The 17,299-nt window shown below is 42.1% G+C and carries 15 protein-coding genes; all 15 read left to right on the top strand.

What is annotated here, in order from left to right:
* Positions 1 to 150: 150 nt before the first annotated feature.
* The 15 genes from DIU38_RS18595 to DIU38_RS18525 all read left to right on the top strand — a co-directional run bounded on the left by DIU38_RS18595 (position 151) and on the right by DIU38_RS18525 (position 17,288).
* Positions 151 to 672: an ExbD/TolR family protein gene (locus DIU38_RS18595; protein ID WP_112654804.1), complete on the top strand. Its 522-nt coding sequence runs from the start codon at positions 151 to 153 to the stop codon at positions 670 to 672.
* Between the two features lie 380 nt (positions 673 to 1,052).
* Positions 1,053 to 1,793, top strand: a complete 741-nt coding sequence (locus tag DIU38_RS18590; RefSeq protein WP_112654803.1) for an isoprenyl transferase — start codon at positions 1,053 to 1,055, stop codon at positions 1,791 to 1,793.
* Between the two features lie 63 nt (positions 1,794 to 1,856).
* Positions 1,857 to 4,409, top strand: a complete 2,553-nt coding sequence (gene bamA, locus DIU38_RS18585; protein WP_112654802.1) for an outer membrane protein assembly factor BamA — start codon at positions 1,857 to 1,859, stop codon at positions 4,407 to 4,409.
* A gap of 16 nt (positions 4,410 to 4,425) precedes the next feature.
* Positions 4,426 to 4,956 (top strand): OmpH family outer membrane protein, encoded by a 531-nt coding sequence (locus DIU38_RS18580; RefSeq protein WP_090532069.1) that lies wholly within the window; start codon positions 4,426 to 4,428, stop codon positions 4,954 to 4,956.
* A gap of 48 nt (positions 4,957 to 5,004) precedes the next feature.
* Complete coding sequence (locus DIU38_RS18575) at positions 5,005 to 5,517, top strand: OmpH family outer membrane protein (RefSeq protein ID WP_090531918.1); 513 nt, start codon at positions 5,005 to 5,007, stop codon at positions 5,515 to 5,517.
* A gap of 224 nt (positions 5,518 to 5,741) precedes the next feature.
* Positions 5,742 to 6,254, top strand: coding sequence for an OmpH family outer membrane protein (locus DIU38_RS18570; RefSeq protein WP_090531916.1), 513 nt, complete (start codon positions 5,742 to 5,744; stop codon positions 6,252 to 6,254).
* A 66-nt stretch (positions 6,255 to 6,320) separates the two neighbouring features.
* Positions 6,321 to 7,166 (top strand): glutamate racemase, encoded by an 846-nt coding sequence (gene murI, locus DIU38_RS18565; RefSeq protein WP_112654801.1) that lies wholly within the window; start codon positions 6,321 to 6,323, stop codon positions 7,164 to 7,166.
* A 172-nt stretch (positions 7,167 to 7,338) separates the two neighbouring features.
* Entirely contained in the window at positions 7,339 to 8,328 is a 990-nt protein-coding gene (locus DIU38_RS18560; RefSeq protein ID WP_317132404.1) for a complex I subunit 1/NuoH family protein, read from the top strand.
* A gap of 213 nt (positions 8,329 to 8,541) precedes the next feature.
* The gene (locus tag DIU38_RS18555) at positions 8,542 to 9,132 is read left to right on the top strand and encodes a 4Fe-4S binding protein (protein WP_112654799.1); all 591 of its coding nucleotides are present in this window, start codon (positions 8,542 to 8,544) and stop codon (positions 9,130 to 9,132) included.
* Positions 9,133 to 9,158: 26 nt separating this feature from the next.
* A complete protein-coding gene (locus DIU38_RS18550; RefSeq protein WP_243770712.1) occupies positions 9,159 to 9,677 on the top strand; it encodes an NADH-quinone oxidoreductase subunit J family protein in 519 nt (172 codons plus the stop codon).
* Positions 9,674 to 9,979 carry an NADH-quinone oxidoreductase subunit NuoK gene (gene nuoK / locus DIU38_RS18545; protein WP_091222011.1) on the top strand — a complete coding sequence of 102 codons (306 nt, stop codon included), beginning with the start codon at positions 9,674 to 9,676 and terminating at the stop codon, positions 9,977 to 9,979. The genes DIU38_RS18550 and nuoK overlap by 4 nt, the downstream gene beginning before the upstream one ends.
* Before the next feature lie 99 nt (positions 9,980 to 10,078).
* Positions 10,079 to 12,187 (top strand): NADH-quinone oxidoreductase subunit L, encoded by a 2,109-nt coding sequence (gene nuoL / locus DIU38_RS18540; protein WP_112654797.1) that lies wholly within the window; start codon positions 10,079 to 10,081, stop codon positions 12,185 to 12,187.
* 5 nt (positions 12,188 to 12,192) lie between these two features.
* Positions 12,193 to 13,797, top strand: coding sequence for a complex I subunit 4 family protein (locus DIU38_RS18535; RefSeq protein WP_112654796.1), 1,605 nt, complete (start codon positions 12,193 to 12,195; stop codon positions 13,795 to 13,797).
* Positions 13,798 to 13,804: 7 nt separating this feature from the next.
* Positions 13,805 to 15,787, top strand: a complete 1,983-nt coding sequence (locus DIU38_RS18530) for a DUF4139 domain-containing protein (RefSeq protein ID WP_112654795.1) — start codon at positions 13,805 to 13,807, stop codon at positions 15,785 to 15,787.
* Between the two features lie 7 nt (positions 15,788 to 15,794).
* Positions 15,795 to 17,288, top strand: a complete 1,494-nt coding sequence (locus DIU38_RS18525; protein ID WP_112654794.1) for an NADH-quinone oxidoreductase subunit N — start codon at positions 15,795 to 15,797, stop codon at positions 17,286 to 17,288.
* Positions 17,289 to 17,299: the final 11 nt, after the last annotated feature.

The raw sequence follows: 17,299 nt of genomic DNA, 5'->3' as shown, positions 1-17,299 counted from the left end.
TAACAAGTGTTGTGGATTTATTGCGTCTCTTTAGATAATAATTCAATATTTAATTCGTTTTAAATTCAAAATACAATATTTAATTCTGTTTTTATATTGAATTTTGTAATTTAGTATTGTACTGATTATTAACCTAAAATCTTTAAAGTCATGGCCGAATTAAACTCATCTCCCCAAAATGGCGGCGGAAAGCACAAACGCAAAAAAATAAACGCCCGCGTTGATCTTACTGCAATGGTCGATCTGGCATTCCTGCTTATTACCTTTTTTATCATGACCACCACGCTGGCTAAACCAAAAGCGATGGATTTGGCTATGCCAGATGACGGCGGCGAAGTAATGCCGGTTCCGGCAAGCCGTACACTAAGTGTTGTTTTGGGCAAAAATAATAAAGTTGTTTATTTCCTCGGCGAATTAAAGAACCCGGTTATATCGCCATCAGTTACTGATTTTAGTGCCAATGGCATTCGAAAGGCAATCATTGAAACCAATAAAAAGGTACATGATAACACCGGCAAATCCATGATAGTATTGGTAAAACCAAGCGATAAATCACAGTACAGCAATTTGGTGAGTACGCTTGATGAACTGGCTATTACCGGTATCCAGCAATACGCTATAGTTGATATTATGCCCGCCGATGTTGACGCGCTTAAACAAAAAGGAATATAAAATTGTAACGCAATTGTAAGCAAATTTACGCGCGGTTTTTAAGGCCGGCAGCTTTCATTATCAGGCAGATAATGGCTGCCGGCTTTTTTATTTTTTTGAGCTTTAAACCAAATATTATGAAAAATCATGGTTTTGATAGCTGTTTAGGCAGTTTTAGTATATTATTCGCAATAACATTTTCTTTTAGCGAGGGATACTAAAAAAATACAAAGTAAGTTTTACCTTTGTACCCTGAAAAATCCGTCAATTTGCGTGGCAAAACGGCGGATGCAGGTAATTAATAATTGATTAGTCTAACAACCGAATATCGCAGACCATAGTATTGATGAAAAATTTTACACAAGTGTGTTTGTACAGGGTGGCTTTTGATAAGGAGTAATATGGATTATTTGGATCAGATTGATTTGTCGAGACTACCACAGCACGTAGCTATTATTATGGATGGCAACGGGCGCTGGGCAAAAGGGAAAGGCAAATTAAGGATATTTGGCCATCACAACGGTGTAACATCTGTTAGGGATGTTGTTGAGGGGGCCGATAAATTGGGTATTAAATATGTCACCTTATATACATTTTCGTCCGAAAACTGGAACCGCCCCAAGCTGGAGGTTATGGCTATTATGGAGTTAATGGTAACCACTATTCATAAAGAGGTTCCCGGCTTTATGAAAAACAACATCAGGCTAAATGCCATTGGCGATCTGGACACACTGCCCGAAAAATGCCTTCGTGAACTTAATAATGCTATTGAAACAACAGCAGGTAATACCGGTGTTGTGCTTACGCTGGCTTTAAGCTATAGCTCGCGCCGCGAAATTGTACGGGCTGCAAAAAATATAGCCGTAAAGGTAAAAAACGGCGAGTTGAATGCGGAAGATATTAATGAAGAGGTTTTTGAACAAAACCTTTTTACAGGCGATATGCCAAACCCCGAACTGCTGATCAGAACCAGCGGTGAATACCGTATAAGTAATTATTTATTATGGCAAATTGCTTACGCCGAGTTGTATTTTACAACCAAATTATGGCCCGATTTCAGGAAAGAAGACCTGTATGAAGCAGTGATTGATTTTCAGAAACGTGAGCGCCGTTTTGGCTTAACAAGTGAGCAGGTGAACTAAATTTTTACTTTTAACAAATTTTAACAACTGTATAAATTATTTTTAGCCCACTAAAATATTCGAATGTATAAATTTCTTTTTGCTATTCTTTTCTCGGTTTTGGCTACTACGGCTTTCGCCCAGATATCCAATGGGCCGAGGCCTACGCTTACAAAATCGATACCTGCTGATAGTTTAAGTTATCTTAATCCTAAAGATTATATTATTGGTGGTATTTCTGTTAGTGGCGCAAAATATCTTGATAAAGACATCCTGATCCAGCTATCCAAATTAACCAAAGGCGATCGTATCAACCTGCCGGGCGAACGTAATGCCGAGGTAATTAAAACCTTATATCAACAAGGCTTATTTGATGATGTGCAATTGAACATCACCAAAATTAATATGGATACCATTTACCTGGAGATTGCCGTGTTGGAGCGTCCGCGTTTATCACGCATGCACTTAACCGGTATTCGCAAAGGCGAAATTGAAGATGTTCAGAAAAAATTGAACGACCGTGTAGGCAAGATCGTAAATGAAAACCTCATCAGCACAACAACTGCTATCATAAAAAAGCATTTTAACGAGAAAGGTTTCTTAAACACTACAGTTACCATTACCCAGCGTAAAGACCAGGGTGATGTTAACAGCGTTATACTGGATGTTGCCATTGATAAAAAGACCAAGGTTAAAATCAACGATGTTATTTTTGAGGGCAACAAGGCATTTAGCACCGGAACCCTGCGTGGTTTTTTAAGTAAGACCCGTAAACGTAAATGGTATAACCTGTTTGGCTCAAAGAAATTTAAACAGGACAAATACGAAGAGGATAAACAAAGCCTGGTTGAAAAAATGCAGGCCAGGGGATACCGTGATGCCGAGATCCTGAGCGATTCTGTATGGAAACATGACGATGAAACCGTAAACGTAAAGCTGAAAGTATATGAAGGCCCTAAATATTACTTCGGTAATGTTAAGTTTTCGGGTAATGCCAAGTATACCACCGATTTGTTAAACAGGATCCTTCACGTTAAAAAAGGTGACGTATTTAGCGAAGATGAGCTGAACAAGCGTTTAAGTGGCCCGACTCCGGGTAACGATGACATTTCATCGCTTTACCTTAATGATGGCTACTTAACCTTTAATGCCGATCCGGTACAAACAAGGGTTTATAACGATACTGTAGATGTTGATGTTAGGATTTATGAAGGCCCTCAGTATACTATTAACCGCGTTATGTTAAAAGGTAACGACGTTACCAACGATAAGGTAGTAATGCGTGAGATCCAGACAAAACCGGGTCAAAAATTCAATAAAGAGTTACTAATTCGCAGTGCTCGTGAAATTGGCCAGTTGGGCAACTTCGACGAGCAAAAAACCGAACCTAAACCAACCAACATCAATCCGCAGGATGGTACGGTTGACTTGGTTTATAACGTAGTTGAAAAACCTTCAGACCAGATCGAGCTTTCGGGTGGTTTTGGTGGCGGCCAGTTGGTAGGTACATTGGGTTTAACCTTTAATAACTTTTCTATCCGTAATATCTTCCACCTTAAAGCTTACAAGCCACTGCCAAAAGGCGATGGTCAGAAACTGAGCTTAAGGGGGCAGTCGAGCGGCCGTACCTATCAAAACTTCTCGTTCACATTCTCCGAGCCATGGTTAGGTGGAAAAAAACCAATTTACTTTGCATTGTCTGCTTATACACAGGGAAGTTCAACAGGGCAGTATTATCCAAAAACAAGCCCATACTATAACAAATTGCGTATTAACGGTTTGGGCGTTACGTTGGGTAAACGTTTAAAATGGCCTGATAACTATTTCCAGTTAAACTACTCACTTAACTTTGATCATTACAGCCTTGATAACTACACCGGTTACCTGTTTACCAACGGTACCTCTTATAACATTAAGTTAACCCAGGAGTTGACACGTAACTCAATAGATGCGCCTATTTTCCCAACCCAGGGTTCAAATATTAAATTTACGATACAGGCTACGCCGCCTTACTCATTATTTAATAACATCAATTATAAAATAGCCACCCCCGAAGATCGTTACCATTTTGTTGAGTACTATAAGTTTAAATACGATGCACAGTGGTTCTCGAAACTGGTAGGCAAATTTGTATTGATGTCGCAGGTTAGGTTTGGTTTCCTTGGCCAGTACAATCACCAAGTTGGCCCATCACCGTTTGAACGCTTTAAATTAGGTGGCGACGGTATGCAGAGCTACCAGTTTTTACAGGGTAGTGAGATCATCGGCTTACGTGGTTACCAAAACTTCTCGATTGTACCCGAGGGCTCAAACGAAACTCAAAATACAAACACCGGTAGCGCTATTTATAATAAATACACGCTGGAGCTTCGCCACCCGGTTATTGCAAGCCAGTCGGCAACAATTTTCTTGCTGGCCTTTGCCGAAGGCGGTAACGCGTGGAACCAGTTTAGCCAGTTTAATCCGTTTAATGTAAGGCGTTCGGTAGGTGTGGGCGCAAGGATATTTTTGCCTATATTTGGCTTACTGGGGTTAGATTATGGTTATGGCTTTGATAAAATACCGGGGCAACCGGATGCAAATAAAGGCCAGTTCCATTTTACAATTTCTCAGAGTTTATCCGGCGGATTTAATTAATTTGCGTACCGAATATATGAAGAAGATAATTTTAGTAGCCTTTTTAACGTTAACTGCTTTTGCAGGCGCTTATGCGCAACGTTTTGCTTATGTTGATTCGGAGTATATATTAAAGCACATGCCCGAATATGCTTCATCACAAAAGCAATTAGCTGCATTATCTGATCAGTGGCAGAAGGAAGTTGATGGCCGTTTCCAGGAAATCGACCGCTTGTATAAAGCTTATCAGGCCGATCAGGTGCTGATGACCCCTGATATGAAAAAACGCCGTGAGGCCGAAATTGTTGATAAAGAAAAGGCCGCGAAAGATTTTCAACGTCAGAAGTTTGGTCCGGATGGCGAGCTTTCACAAAGAAGCACAGCGCTGATTAAACCAATTCAGGATAGGGTGTCTAAAGCTGTACAAGCAATTGCCGAAGGCGATAACCTGGATATGATTTTTGATAAAAACAGCGAGGTTATTATGTTATATGCTAACCCGCGGTATGATAAAAGCGCGGATGTTATAACCAGATTGGGACTAAAACCCGGGGTATTTGCTAAATAATTTGAATTAAAATAAATCGAACTATTATTTAAACACAGAAAAAGGAAAATGAAAAAACTATTTAAAGTTGCCTTAGTTGCAGTAGGTTTGTTATTTGCGGGCAGCTTTGCAAATGCTCAGACTAAGATCGGCCACATCAACTTCAATCAATTGATTGATATGATGCCCGAAACTAAAACTGTAACTGCTTCGATACAGGCTTATCAAAAAACATTTATTGATCAGCTTACTACAATGAATAATGAGTACCAGACAAAAGGCCAGGACTACCAGTCAAAAAGGGCAAGCATGACCGATGCTGTACGTACTGCTAAAGAAAACGAGCTTACCGATATTCAAAAACGTATGAATGATTACCAAAACAATGCCCAGCAACAGGTTGATGCAAAAAGGCAGGAATTAGGTAAACCGCTTATTGATAAAGCTACCCAGGCAGTACAGGCTGTAGCTAAAGAAAAAGGCTATGCTTATGTATTAGATTCGTCACAGATCACCTTATTGGTATCTCCTGATGCTGATGACCTGATGGCAGCTGTAAAATTAAAATTAGGTTTGAAATAAGAATACAAAAGACATAAAAAAAGCGCCCTGATTAAACGGGACGCTTTTTTTATGTTTGCCATTTAAATTACCCCATTGTTATTTTAGCCGGGTAAGGATAGCTGTCAAATGTTCCTGTTCATTGTAAGCTCTCCCGAGGTTAGTTCATGAGTAATTTGCTGATACACGTTACAAAAACAAACAGATAATTATTATCCATTATTAAACACAGGACACAAAACAAAATGAAAAAACTATTTAAAGTCGCCTTAGTTGCAGCAGGTATGTTGTTCGTGGGTAGTTTTGCTAAAGCGCAAACAAAAATAGGTTATGTTAATTTTAGCCAGGTTATTGACCAGATGCCTGAAACTAAAACTGTTTCTACAACATTACAGGCCTATCAAAAAACATTCATTGATCAGTTAACCACTATGAACAATGAGTTACAAACCAAGGGTGCCGATTTGGAGAAAAACGGTTCAACTTTGACAGATGCCGCCCGTTCTGCAAAAACTTCTGAATTGCAGGATATACAGAAACGCATGAACGATTACCAAAACAATGCTCAGCAACAAGTTGATGCTAAAAAACAAGAATTAGGCAAACCCATTATTGATAAAGTTAGCCAGGCTGTACAAGCGGTAGCTAAAGAAAAAGGTTATGCTTATGTATTGGATTCATCACAGGTTAGCATGATCGTATCTCCTGCAGGCGACGATCTGATGGCTGCCGTGAAATTGAAATTGGGTTTAAAATAAAATCACCTTTAAGTAAATTATACAAAAGCGCCCCGTAATTACGGGGCGCTTTTTTTATGTTTGTATATGTCAAATCAACCAATTGGTATTTTTGATTCGGGTTATGGCGGGCTAACAGTGTTCCGTTCTATCATTGAACAACTGCCCGGCTATGATTATATTTATATGGGCGATAATGCCCGTGCTCCCTATGGTAACCGCTCATTCAGCACCATACACCAGTATACCTGGGAATGTGTGCAATGGATGTTTGACCAGGGATGCCCCTTAGTGATCCTGGCGTGTAATACGGCATCGGCCAAGGCATTACGTACCATTCAGCAGCAGGACCTTAAACAGATAGATGATCCGTCGAAAAGGGTATTGGGCGTTATCCGCCCTACGGCCGAGGTTATTGGCGATTATACTAAAACCAAAGAGATTGGGGTGCTTGGTACAAAGGGCACCGTACAGTCTGGCTCATACCTGCTCGAGATCCAGAATTTTTTCCCCGACATAAAAGTTTACCAGCAGGCCTGTCCGCTTTGGGTGCCGTTAATTGAAAACGGCGAATATGATAAACCCGGTGCGGATTTTTTTGTGCAGCTGTACCTGGACCAAATCATGGCACAATCGCCCAACATCGATACCATTTTGTTGGCCTGCACACATTATCCTATTATCCAGGACAAAATAAAAGCACATTTGCCCGAACGCATTAATGTTATAGGGCAGGGTGATATCGTGGCTAAAAGCCTTGTTAGTTATTTAAACCGCCACTCCGAAATTGAGCAAAAACTTAGCCGGAACGGCGAAAATAAGTTTTACACCACTACCGATGATACTGCCGATTTTGATCATCATGCTTCGTTGTTCTTCTCGGCCCCGGTAAAATCAACGTTTATATCGGCAAATGATTTGGTGAAGTGTTGAACCGTGATTTCTATAATTATAGGATGATCATGATACAGAGCTTCAGGCGTTGATATATCTGGCAATCCTTAAATCAGATAAATCATGGTTCTCCTATCAACTTAATATATAATTTAATCATTCTAAATAACTCAACATTTAGTAAGTTTGCACCCTTAAGCAAATATTCCTGTTGAACTATTATTTTACATATTTTATTGCAGCAATTGGGTTGTTCAGTTTTTCGGCCTTCTTCGCTTTATTCGGTGTATATGCCGAGCGTAAAATATCAGCTTTTATACAAGACAGGCTTGGCCCAACGGAAACAGGAAAATACGGTTCGCTGCAAACGCTGGCCGATATTTTAAAAATGCTTCAGAAAGAGCTGATCGTCCCGGCAGCTGCCGATAGATGGTTGTTTATGCTGGCTCCGGCTGTAATATTCATAGCCGTATACCTCGGTTTCGCCGCGCTACCCTGGGCTCCCGGGCTTATCCCTTCAAAGACTAATATCGGCCTGTATTATATCTTCGCCATTATTTCCATCGAAACACTGGGCATCCTGATGGCAGGCTGGGGATCAAATAACAAATACTCTATCCTGGGTGCTATGCGTTCGGCGGCTCAGATCATTTCGTACGAAATCCCCGCGGGCTTTGCCATCATATCTGTTGTAATGATTGCTCAAACGCTCGACTTGCAGGTGATCTCTGCTCAGCAGGGTATTTTGGCTGCTGAAAAGATAAAATTTGCCGGTTTTTGGGATGTATCTCAGATAGGTGGTTTATTTAGCTGGAATGTATTCCGAGCGCCACATTTACTCATCGCATTTGTGATCTATTTTATAGCTTCACTGGCCGAAAGTAACCGCGCGCCTTTTGATATTCCGGAGGCGGAATCGGAACTGGTAGCCGGTTTTCATACCGAGTTTACGGGCATCCGTTTTGCGCTGGTATTTTTGGCCGAATATTCGATGATGTTCCTGGTATCCATGATAGCAGTAATATTGTTTTTAGGTGCCTGGAATACGCCGCTGCCAAACATAGGCGGCGTTAAATTGGCAACATGGACAACCGGAGTAGCCTGGGGGATATTATGGGTAGTATTAAAAACATTAGGCCTGGTGGGTGTTCAAATGTGGATCAGGTGGACATTGCCCGCCTGCGGGTTGACCAGCTCATGAACCTTTGCTGGAAGGTATTGACCCCGGTGGCTTTCGCCTGCATGTTGGTATCGGGTGTATGGAGGTTGTGGGTGATGTAGCTTTTCGATTTCGGATGTCGGATGTTCGATTTCGGATTTGGAAAAGTTGAAATATAGAATTTATTAAAATATAAAATAATGGATTTAACGGAGAGAAAGGCAATATCCTGGCAATCCTAAAATCCTAAAAATCATGGTGCAGAAAGTAATAAAAGTGTTTACAACGGCATGGAAAGGTTTAAGCCTTACCATACGCCACCTTTTTGCGGGTAACGGCAAAAGGGAGATTGTAACCGTGAGCGATAGCAATTACTTTAAGCAACTGGAGCATGGCACCAACACTATTCAATATCCTAAGCAACAACTGCCCGTACCTGAAGTGGGCCGCTACCAGTTGGATGTGGAAATGGATGACTGTATCGTATGTGATCTGTGCGCCAAGGTTTGCCCGGTTAATTGTATTGATATTGAATCGATCAAGGCTACGGAAGCTATCGGCCAAACATCCGACGGTACAACCAAACGTTTGTATGCAGCCAAGTTTGATATTGATATGGCCAAGTGTATGTATTGTGGTTTGTGTACTATTGTGTGCCCAACCGAATGCATCACCATGACCAACCAGTATGATAAAACCGTTTTTCAGCTAAGCGATCTGGTTTACCAGTTTTCGGATATGACACCCGAAGATGCCGCCGAAAAGCGTGCCCTTTTTGATAAACAACAGGCCGAAAAACAGGCTGCCAAATTAGCCGCCATGAAACAAAAGGAGGGTGGGGCATGACCTTGGTTCGCTTACTGTTTTATACAATGAGTTTTATTGCCATTGGCTCGGCGCTATATGCTGCTTTAAGTAAAAACCTGGTCAGGAGTATTTTTATATTTTTTGTGACCTTGTTTGCATTAGCTGGCCTGTATGTATTGGCCCTTGCAGATTTTGTGGCGGTAACCCAGGTGGTGATTTATGTAGGGGGCATCCTGGTGCTCATTCTTTTTGCATTTATGCTTTCTGGTCGTGAAACATTGAATGTGATCCAACAGCAGAAAGGGAAATTCATTAATATGGCTAAAGTACCGGCGGTTATACTGGCGGCGCTGTTTTTAGCGGTGATTGTAAACATTATCCTTAAAGCCGATGCTGATAACCTGCCATGGGTAAAGCAGGCCATCGCGCAAAAAAATGAAATAATGCCAACCTCTTCAACTATCGATAATATAGGTATTAACCTCATGACCACTTACTTGCTGCCATTTGAGGCTATTTCTGTTTTATTGCTAATGGCTTTGGTGGGTGCAGCGCATTTATCACGTAAGGAGGGCAGGGCATGATCACGCTAACCGATTTTTTACTGGTAGGTGCATTGCTGTTTTGTACGGGCATGTACATGATTGTATCTAAACGTAACTCCATACAGGTGTTGATAGGTATTGAACTGATGCTGAATGCTGCCATTTTAAACCTGGTGGCTTTTGGTAAATATGATAAGCTAAATAATGGCGGACAGGTCTTCGCCTTATTTGCCATCGTGCTGGCTGCGGCAACAACAGCAGTAGCACTGGCAATCATCCTGAATGTTTACCGGAGATATAAAACCATTGACCCGGATGAGATTAAAAATTTGAGGGATTAAAATATTGTAGAGACGCATAATTGCGTCTCCCGCAGGACAAGCGGAAATGTACATTCGGAGACGCAATTATGCGTCTCTACAGAGAAGATAAAAAACTAATTGGGCACCGCGCTTTTACATACCGATCAAACTATCATCAGCTACACCATTGCAGCTGTGGCCTTACCGTTGACGGCCTCGCTCATTAACTTTTGCCTGCCGGTAAAAAGTAAAGCAGCGGGCTGGATCTCAACGTTGGCCATTTTGGTGGGTTGCGTATTATCAGCCATTGTGTTTGCAAGGGTGTGGAACCAGCAACCGCTGCACACCCAAAAACTATGGTTTACCATTGGCAACACCAAAGTCTTCGCAGGCATCCTGCTTAATAATCTGTCAGCGCTGATGCTGCTGTTGGTATCGCTGATTGCCTTGCCAGTTCACATCTATTCCACTGCTTACATGAAGCATGACGATAGGTACAGTCGTTATTTTACCTACTTAAGTTTCTTTTGTTTCAGCATGCTGGCTTTGGTGGTGGCGGATAGCATGGTATTGTTCTATGCTTTCTGGGAGCTGGTGGGCTTTTCATCATATCTGCTTATCGGTTTCTGGTTCACTAAGGATAAAGCCGTACAGGCCAATAAAAAAGCCTTTATCATGAACCGTATCGGCGATATCGGTTTGCTAAGTGCTATCATTATCATTTTTGCCCAGTTTCATACGTTTGATATTGATGCCTTATTTGGACAACATGGACTTGTTAAGTTTATGGCGCCTGATAACGGGCAATGGGCTTTTGCTCCTGATAGGATGCCTTCTAATTATGGCTCTGTTTGGACACGGGGGGCAATGACTACATTACCCGCGATATGGCAGTATATAGCCTGCGCCGGGATCTTCCTTGCTGTGGCCGCAAAATCGGCACAATTCCCTTTGCATACCTGGCTACCTGATGCCATGGAAGGGCCGACGTCAGTTTCGGCGCTGATCCACGCGGCTACTATGGTGGCTGCCGGTGTATTTCTGCTGGGCAGGGTTTATCCTTTGTTTACCGATACGGAGTTAACGGTTCTTGCTGTAATAGGTTGCTTTACCGCTTTCATGGCCGCCACTATCGCGCTTACGCAAAACGATTTGAAACGGGTGCTTGCTTATTCAACCATATCGCAATTGGGTTATATGATCCTGGCGATGGGGGTTGGGGCTTATGGCTCTTCGCTATTCCATTTGGCTACGCACGCTTTCTTTAAATGTTTACTGTTTTTGGTGGCCGGGGTTGTGATCCACGAAATGCAGCATATCAAGGAGGAAAATAACCTGGATATCGACCCGCAAAATATTCAGTACATGGGTGGCTTGCGTAAAAAGCTGCCATTAACTTTTATTGTGGCAATTGTTGGTTCACTGGCGCTTATAGGTATTCCCCTTACTTCTGGCTATCTGTCAAAAGATGGCATCCTGATCCAGGCGTTTGAATGGAGCGAGGGTAGAAGCGCATGGCTTAAACTGATCCCGGCAGGTGCATTATTTACCAGTTGGCTTACTGCCTTTTACGTATCAAGGTTAATAGTGAAAATATTTTTCGGAGAGTTTCGCTTGTTGAAACATCACCCTGACATTAAACTACATATCAGCGATGGTGGTTGGCAATATCGTGTGCCATTGATCCTGCTGGCGGTTTGCAGTTTGTTCCCCTTATTTTCGCTTAATCCTTTCTTTTATGAAAAAGCCTGGCTATTCGAAAGCTTAAAACCTGCCGAATTCATGGCCCGCGAAAATATATACCATACCATTATTCCGATAGGGGTGAATATCTTAAGCGTTTTTGTAATGTACGCGGCCTATGCCATCTATGTAAAAAGAAATACGTTCTCGTTTCCGCAAACCGGCTTCTTTTACCGCTTATCCTATAATCAATGGTATTTGGATAAGATCTATAAAAAACTAATCGTAAAACCTATACTTGGCCTGGGTAAAACCTGCTTCTGGTTCGACAGGAATATTGTTGACGGACTCATCTATTCAATTGTACGGCTCAGCAGGATGGTGGCAGACCTTACCGCCTGGTGTGATAAATATATTGTCGACGGATTTTTGCATTCAATGGCTGCATTAGTGCAAAGTATTGGCAATTTTGCACGTAAATTTCAAAACGGAAAAGTGCAGTACTATCTATATAGCATGCTGCTCATTGTGTTGGTACTCTTTATTTTAAAAATACTGATCTGAATTTAATGAACCTACTAACCCTACTCATATTTATACCTGTACTGTTTGCGTTGGTGATCGTATTGCTGCCATCGTCGGTTCGGGGGAGTTTTAAATATATTACCCTGCTGGCTACGCTTTTGCAGCTGGGTATCAGCATCGCGATCTACCTTAACTTTAAAACAGGTGCGGCAACTGCAGGTATTAACCATGAAGACCAGTTTCAGTTTGTACAGAAACTGCCATGGATTGCCCTTAACCTGGGCAGCATGGGCAAAATGCAAATAGATTATTTTGTAGGGATAGATGGCATTTCGGTAACCCTATTGGTAATGTCGGCACTGGTGATGGTGGTTGCTACGCTGGCCTCCTGGGAAATCAAGAGCAATCTCAAAGGTTTCTTCCTTTTGTTTTTGCTGTTGGATATGGCCGTGATGGGTGTATTCTGCGCTTTGGATTTCTTCCTGTTTTACCTGTTTTATGAGTTGATGTTACTGCCGCTTTATTTCCTGATAGGGATGTGGGGTGGTGTGCGCCGGGAATATGCGGCTATTAAGTTTTTCTTGTATACCCTGTTTGGTTCGGTGTTTATGTTACTGGTGATGGTAGGTTTATATCTTTCAGTGAGCGATCCGGCAACAGGAAGCCATACTTTTAATATCATCCAGATGATGAACCCGGCTAATTATGCCCAGGGTTCAATATTTTCGGCAGTGGCGCATCAAACTATATTAGGCATGCCTGCACGTACGGTTGGTTTTGTAGTGCTATTTATTGCATTCGCTATTAAAGTGCCGGTTGTGCCTTTACATACCTGGCTGCCCGATGCCCACGTGGAGGCGCCAACGCCGGTATCCATTATTCTTGCCGGTGTACTCCTTAAAATTGGTGGTTACGGTATTATTCGGATCTGCCTGGGAATTTTCCCGGAGATAGCATCATCCGGAGCTTTTTGGCTCGGTTTAATAGGCGTTGTTTCGATATTATATGGTGCCTGCAACGCCCTGGCCCAGCGCGATCTGAAGCGGATGATCGCTTACTCATCGGTATCGCACATGGGTTTTGTGTTACTGGGCATTGCTTCGCAAACTGCCGAAGGTGTAAGCGGTGCGGTAATGCAGATGGTAAGCCATGGCTTTTTATCATCAATGCTGTTCTTTTTGGTTGGTGTAGTTTATAACCGCGTGCACGACAGGGATATTTATCATTTCCGCGGGTTGGGCACCCAGATGCCTCAATATACGGCCTTTGTTATGGTAGCATTCTTTGCTTCCTTGGGCTTGCCGGGCTTTTCAGCATTTGTGGCCGAAGCATTTACACTGGCGGGTACATTTAAATCGCCAACGGTTAACGGTTTGCTGCCATACTGGATGGCTGTTTGCGGTTCGGTTGGTATCCTGTTGGGAGCAGCTTATTTCCTGTGGACATTGCAGCGTATGTTCTTCGGAAAAGTATCACTTAAAGGAGGTGAGGTTTGGAAAATAGCACTTACCGATGTAAGCATTCGCGAAAAGCTGGCATTGATACCAATGGCTGCCGCGGCACTTGCTTTAGGTTTGATGCCATCGTTAGTATTTGGAAAAATCAATGATTCGGTACTGGCATTGATACAGTTTTTACAGGCTAAATAAAAAAATAGTGTTTCAACATAAATTCATTTATGGAAAAGTGCATACACCTGCATCTTTTATTTACGCTGTCCCCGGCAACCCGGGCTTAAGCGAAATAACAGATGGTATGTATTTAACCGAAGGAATTATGTTTAAAAAATTATCCATTGCCGCAGCATTACTTTTTATCACTGCGGCAACCAGGGCCGTTGAAGGCCAGAAAGTAGCCTCCAAAGTTCAAAAAGTAACCGTGTTTTTGAACGGAGCACAGGTAAGTCGTACCGCATTGGTCAATATCAGCCCCGGCACATCAACGCTGGTGTTTGAAAACCTGTCGCCTGGAATTGATGTGCAGAGCATCCAGGTAAATGCAGGCGGCGATTTTACCATTCTTTCGGTTAATCACGAACTTGATTTTGCCGATAATGACATCAGGCAAAAAAACATACAGGCTATTGAGGCGAAGGTAAAAATGGTAAGAAACAAAATAGCCTTGCAAAATAACATGCTCTCTATTTACCAGGAAGAAGCTAATACACTGGCTAAAAACCCGGTGAGCAATGGTACTAATGTTGCGCTGGATCCGGTTAAGCTGAAACAGACACTCGACTTTCAGACAGCTCGCTTAAATGAGATCAAAAAGAATCAGCAAGCCGTAAATGATCAGATAGATTTGTTTAACGACCAGTTGGAAGATTATAACAAACAAATTGCAGAGATTAACAAAGCGGGTGTTAAAACAACCAGTAATGTTTTGGTCACCGTATCGGCAAAAATAGCCTTGCAGGCAAATTTTACTTTAAGTTATCTGGTGCGAAACGCCAGCTGGTTCCCTACCTACGATATCCGTGCTAAAAATGTGAACAGTCCAATAACTATCGTTTACAAAGCCAATGTGTCGCAAAAAACGGGTGAGGACTGGAAAAGCGCAAAGCTTACCTTATCAACCGGTAACCCAAGCGTAAATGGGGCGAAGCCCGAGCTTACGCCTACCTATCTTAACTTTGGTATGTACTATTCAGGTACTGGTGTTCCAATAACTAAAGTAATGGGTAGAGTAGTGAGTAGGGATGATAACAGCCCTATCCCTGGTGTAAGCGTCAGGGTAAAAGGTACATCAATAGGGGCCGTAAGTGATGCCGGTGGAAATTACAGTATCCAGATACCTAACGCCAATGCTGTGCTTACTTACAGTTTTATTGGATATGAGACATTAGAAAGGCAGGCCAATGCGCCAATGATCAACGTGTCGCTAATGTCGGCTTCAAACCAATTGAATGAAGTTGTTGTGGTTGGTTATGGTGAAGTTGAACATAAAAGAGATTTGACTGGTGCTGTTGCGAAAATACAAGATAAAAATATAATTAACACGGTTCCTATCGAAGTAAAAAAAGAAGAAAACCAAACCAATATTGAGTTTAATATCGCCAACCCTTATACGGTGCCAAGCGATGGCAAACAATATGCCGTTGAAATTAGCCAATATAATATCGATGCTACTTATCAGTATTATGTAGCGCCTAAACTGAGTACTGATGTGTATCTGACAGCGCAGCTTACCAATTGGAATAAATACAGTTTTCTTTCGGGCGAGGCCAATCTGTTTTTTGAAGGGACCTACATTGGCAAGTCGCTGATTAATACTGATGCTACTACCGATACGCTGAACCTATCGTTAGGTACGGATAAAAACATTGTGGTTACCCGCACATTGGAGAAAGGTTTGGCCATGCGCCAGTCATCAGGTTCCAACCAAAAGGAAACCCGCAATTGGCTTATCGACGTAAAAAATAGGAAAAGTCAGTCGGTTAATTTATTGGTGGAAGACCAGGTACCGGTTTCACAAAATAAGGATATCGAAGTAGAGGCACAGGAAACTTCAGGAGCGAAACCTGATGCAACAACAGGTAAGGTTTCATGGAATTTCATGCTAAATTCGCTCGATGAAAAGAAGGTGAAACTTAAATACCAGGTTAAATACCCAAAAAATCAATCAGTAATAGTACAATAAAATATAAATGCACGATCTGCTCCCCCATATATCAGTTCAGTTAACCAATGTTTTTGGCAGTATACCCTATTTTATGCCCGAAATTTATTTAACCGGGCTGTTTTTGGTAGTGCTGATAACCGACCTGATATTTGGGCGCAGATCTGTAAAGCTTTGTAAAATTATAGCCTGTACGGGCTTGTTACTGGTGCTGTTTAAAGACCTGCAGCAGGTAGCCCTGATCCTTGACGGCGACCATGTTATTTTCGGCAGTATGTTACTGCTGCGCAGGTCGGCGGTATTTTTCAAGATCATTACCGATCTGTTATCGTCTATCCTGCTATTGAATTTTACCTGGGATGATAAGCTGAAGGCGCATCCAAAAGGCTTATCAGACCTGTATACCATTTCCATAGCATCTATTTTAGGTCTGCATTTAATGGCCATGGCTATTAACCTGCTTTCTGTTTATCTTGCCATCGAGATGGTATCCATAGCTTCATATCTGATGGTGGCTTACCGGTCCGAAACTGCTTTAAGTACCGAAGCCGGTTTAAAGTACGTACTATTCGGCGCGGCATCATCGGCTGTTATGCTATACGGGATCTCGTTACTGTATGGCTTCAGTGGCTCGCTTGATCTGCCGGGTATTGTAGCCCAGTTGCCCAATGTAAACCCGGTGAGTGCTTCATTTGCTTTAGTACTGGTGATGATTGGCATAGGGTTTAAATTATCATTTATGCCGATGCATTTTTGGGTACCCGATGTTTACCAGGGAGCGCCCACGCCGGTTACTGCATACCTGTCAACCGTACCCAAGATAGCAGCTTTTGCATTGCTGGTAAATGTGATGCCTTTGTTCCTTTTTTCGGCCGACAGGAAGGGGATTGATTTTAGCATTGTTTTATCAGCCATTGGTATCGTTACCATGATAGCCGGAAATTTTGCTGCCGTTTTGCAAAGCAATGTGAAAAGGATGCTGGCTTATTCAAGCATTGGCCACACCGGTTTTGCTTTAATGGCAGTAGTTACCTTTAATGTTCAGGGATTATCGTCACTTACATATTATCTTGCAGTATATGCTCTGGCAAATATCGGCGCATTAGCACTTGCATCGTATTTCAGTAACGTTGTTGATGCCGAAGATGTAGAAAATTACAAAGGTTTGGGCTTAAAATACCCGGCAGCTTCGGTTTGTTTTGTAATTATTCTTATTTCCCTTACCGGAATTCCGGTTACTGCAGGGTTTACGGGTAAACTGTTTGTGTTTTCGGCGGCTTACAGCGCTTATGAGCAAACACGCAGTATCTGGCTGTTGTCGCTGATGATAACGGGCGCTATAACCACGGTGGTATCGTTGTTTTATTACCTTAAAATTCCTTTGTATTTATTTCTGAAAAGAACGGAAAATGCTGAAGTTGCCAGTGAAAGATCTTATAATTTACTTGTTTTAGCTATTATTATTAGTTTTCTGCTCGTTTTATTGGGGATTTTCCCGAATTCTATCCTGAAATATCTGTAGTTGTTGTTTTT

This window comes from Mucilaginibacter metallidurans (assembly GCF_003286435.2).
GTDB classification, from domain to species: Bacteria; Bacteroidota; Bacteroidia; order Sphingobacteriales; family Sphingobacteriaceae; genus Mucilaginibacter; species Mucilaginibacter gossypii.
This window is presented reverse-complemented; position numbering and strand designations above follow the sequence as displayed.

Bases quoted from the DNA above. Each gene is read 5' to 3' on its own strand.
- DIU38_RS18595 (WP_112654804.1), top strand. From the start codon at position 151: ATGGCCGAATTAAACTCATCTCCCCAAAATGGCGGCGGAAAGCACAAA.
- DIU38_RS18590 (WP_112654803.1), top strand. From the start codon at position 1,053: ATGGATTATTTGGATCAGATTGATTTGTCGAGACTACCACAGCACGTA.
- bamA (WP_112654802.1), top strand. From the start codon at position 1,857: ATGTATAAATTTCTTTTTGCTATTCTTTTCTCGGTTTTGGCTACTACG.
- DIU38_RS18580 (WP_090532069.1), top strand. From the start codon at position 4,426: ATGAAGAAGATAATTTTAGTAGCCTTTTTAACGTTAACTGCTTTTGCA.
- DIU38_RS18575 (WP_090531918.1), top strand. From the start codon at position 5,005: ATGAAAAAACTATTTAAAGTTGCCTTAGTTGCAGTAGGTTTGTTATTT.
- DIU38_RS18570 (WP_090531916.1), top strand. From the start codon at position 5,742: ATGAAAAAACTATTTAAAGTCGCCTTAGTTGCAGCAGGTATGTTGTTC.
- murI (WP_112654801.1), top strand. From the start codon at position 6,321: ATGTCAAATCAACCAATTGGTATTTTTGATTCGGGTTATGGCGGGCTA.
- DIU38_RS18555 (WP_112654799.1), top strand. From the start codon at position 8,542: ATGGTGCAGAAAGTAATAAAAGTGTTTACAACGGCATGGAAAGGTTTA.
- DIU38_RS18550 (WP_243770712.1), top strand. From the start codon at position 9,159: ATGAGTTTTATTGCCATTGGCTCGGCGCTATATGCTGCTTTAAGTAAA.
- nuoK (WP_091222011.1), top strand. From the start codon at position 9,674: ATGATCACGCTAACCGATTTTTTACTGGTAGGTGCATTGCTGTTTTGT.
- DIU38_RS18535 (WP_112654796.1), top strand. From the start codon at position 12,193: ATGAACCTACTAACCCTACTCATATTTATACCTGTACTGTTTGCGTTG.
- DIU38_RS18525 (WP_112654794.1), top strand. From the start codon at position 15,795: ATGCACGATCTGCTCCCCCATATATCAGTTCAGTTAACCAATGTTTTT.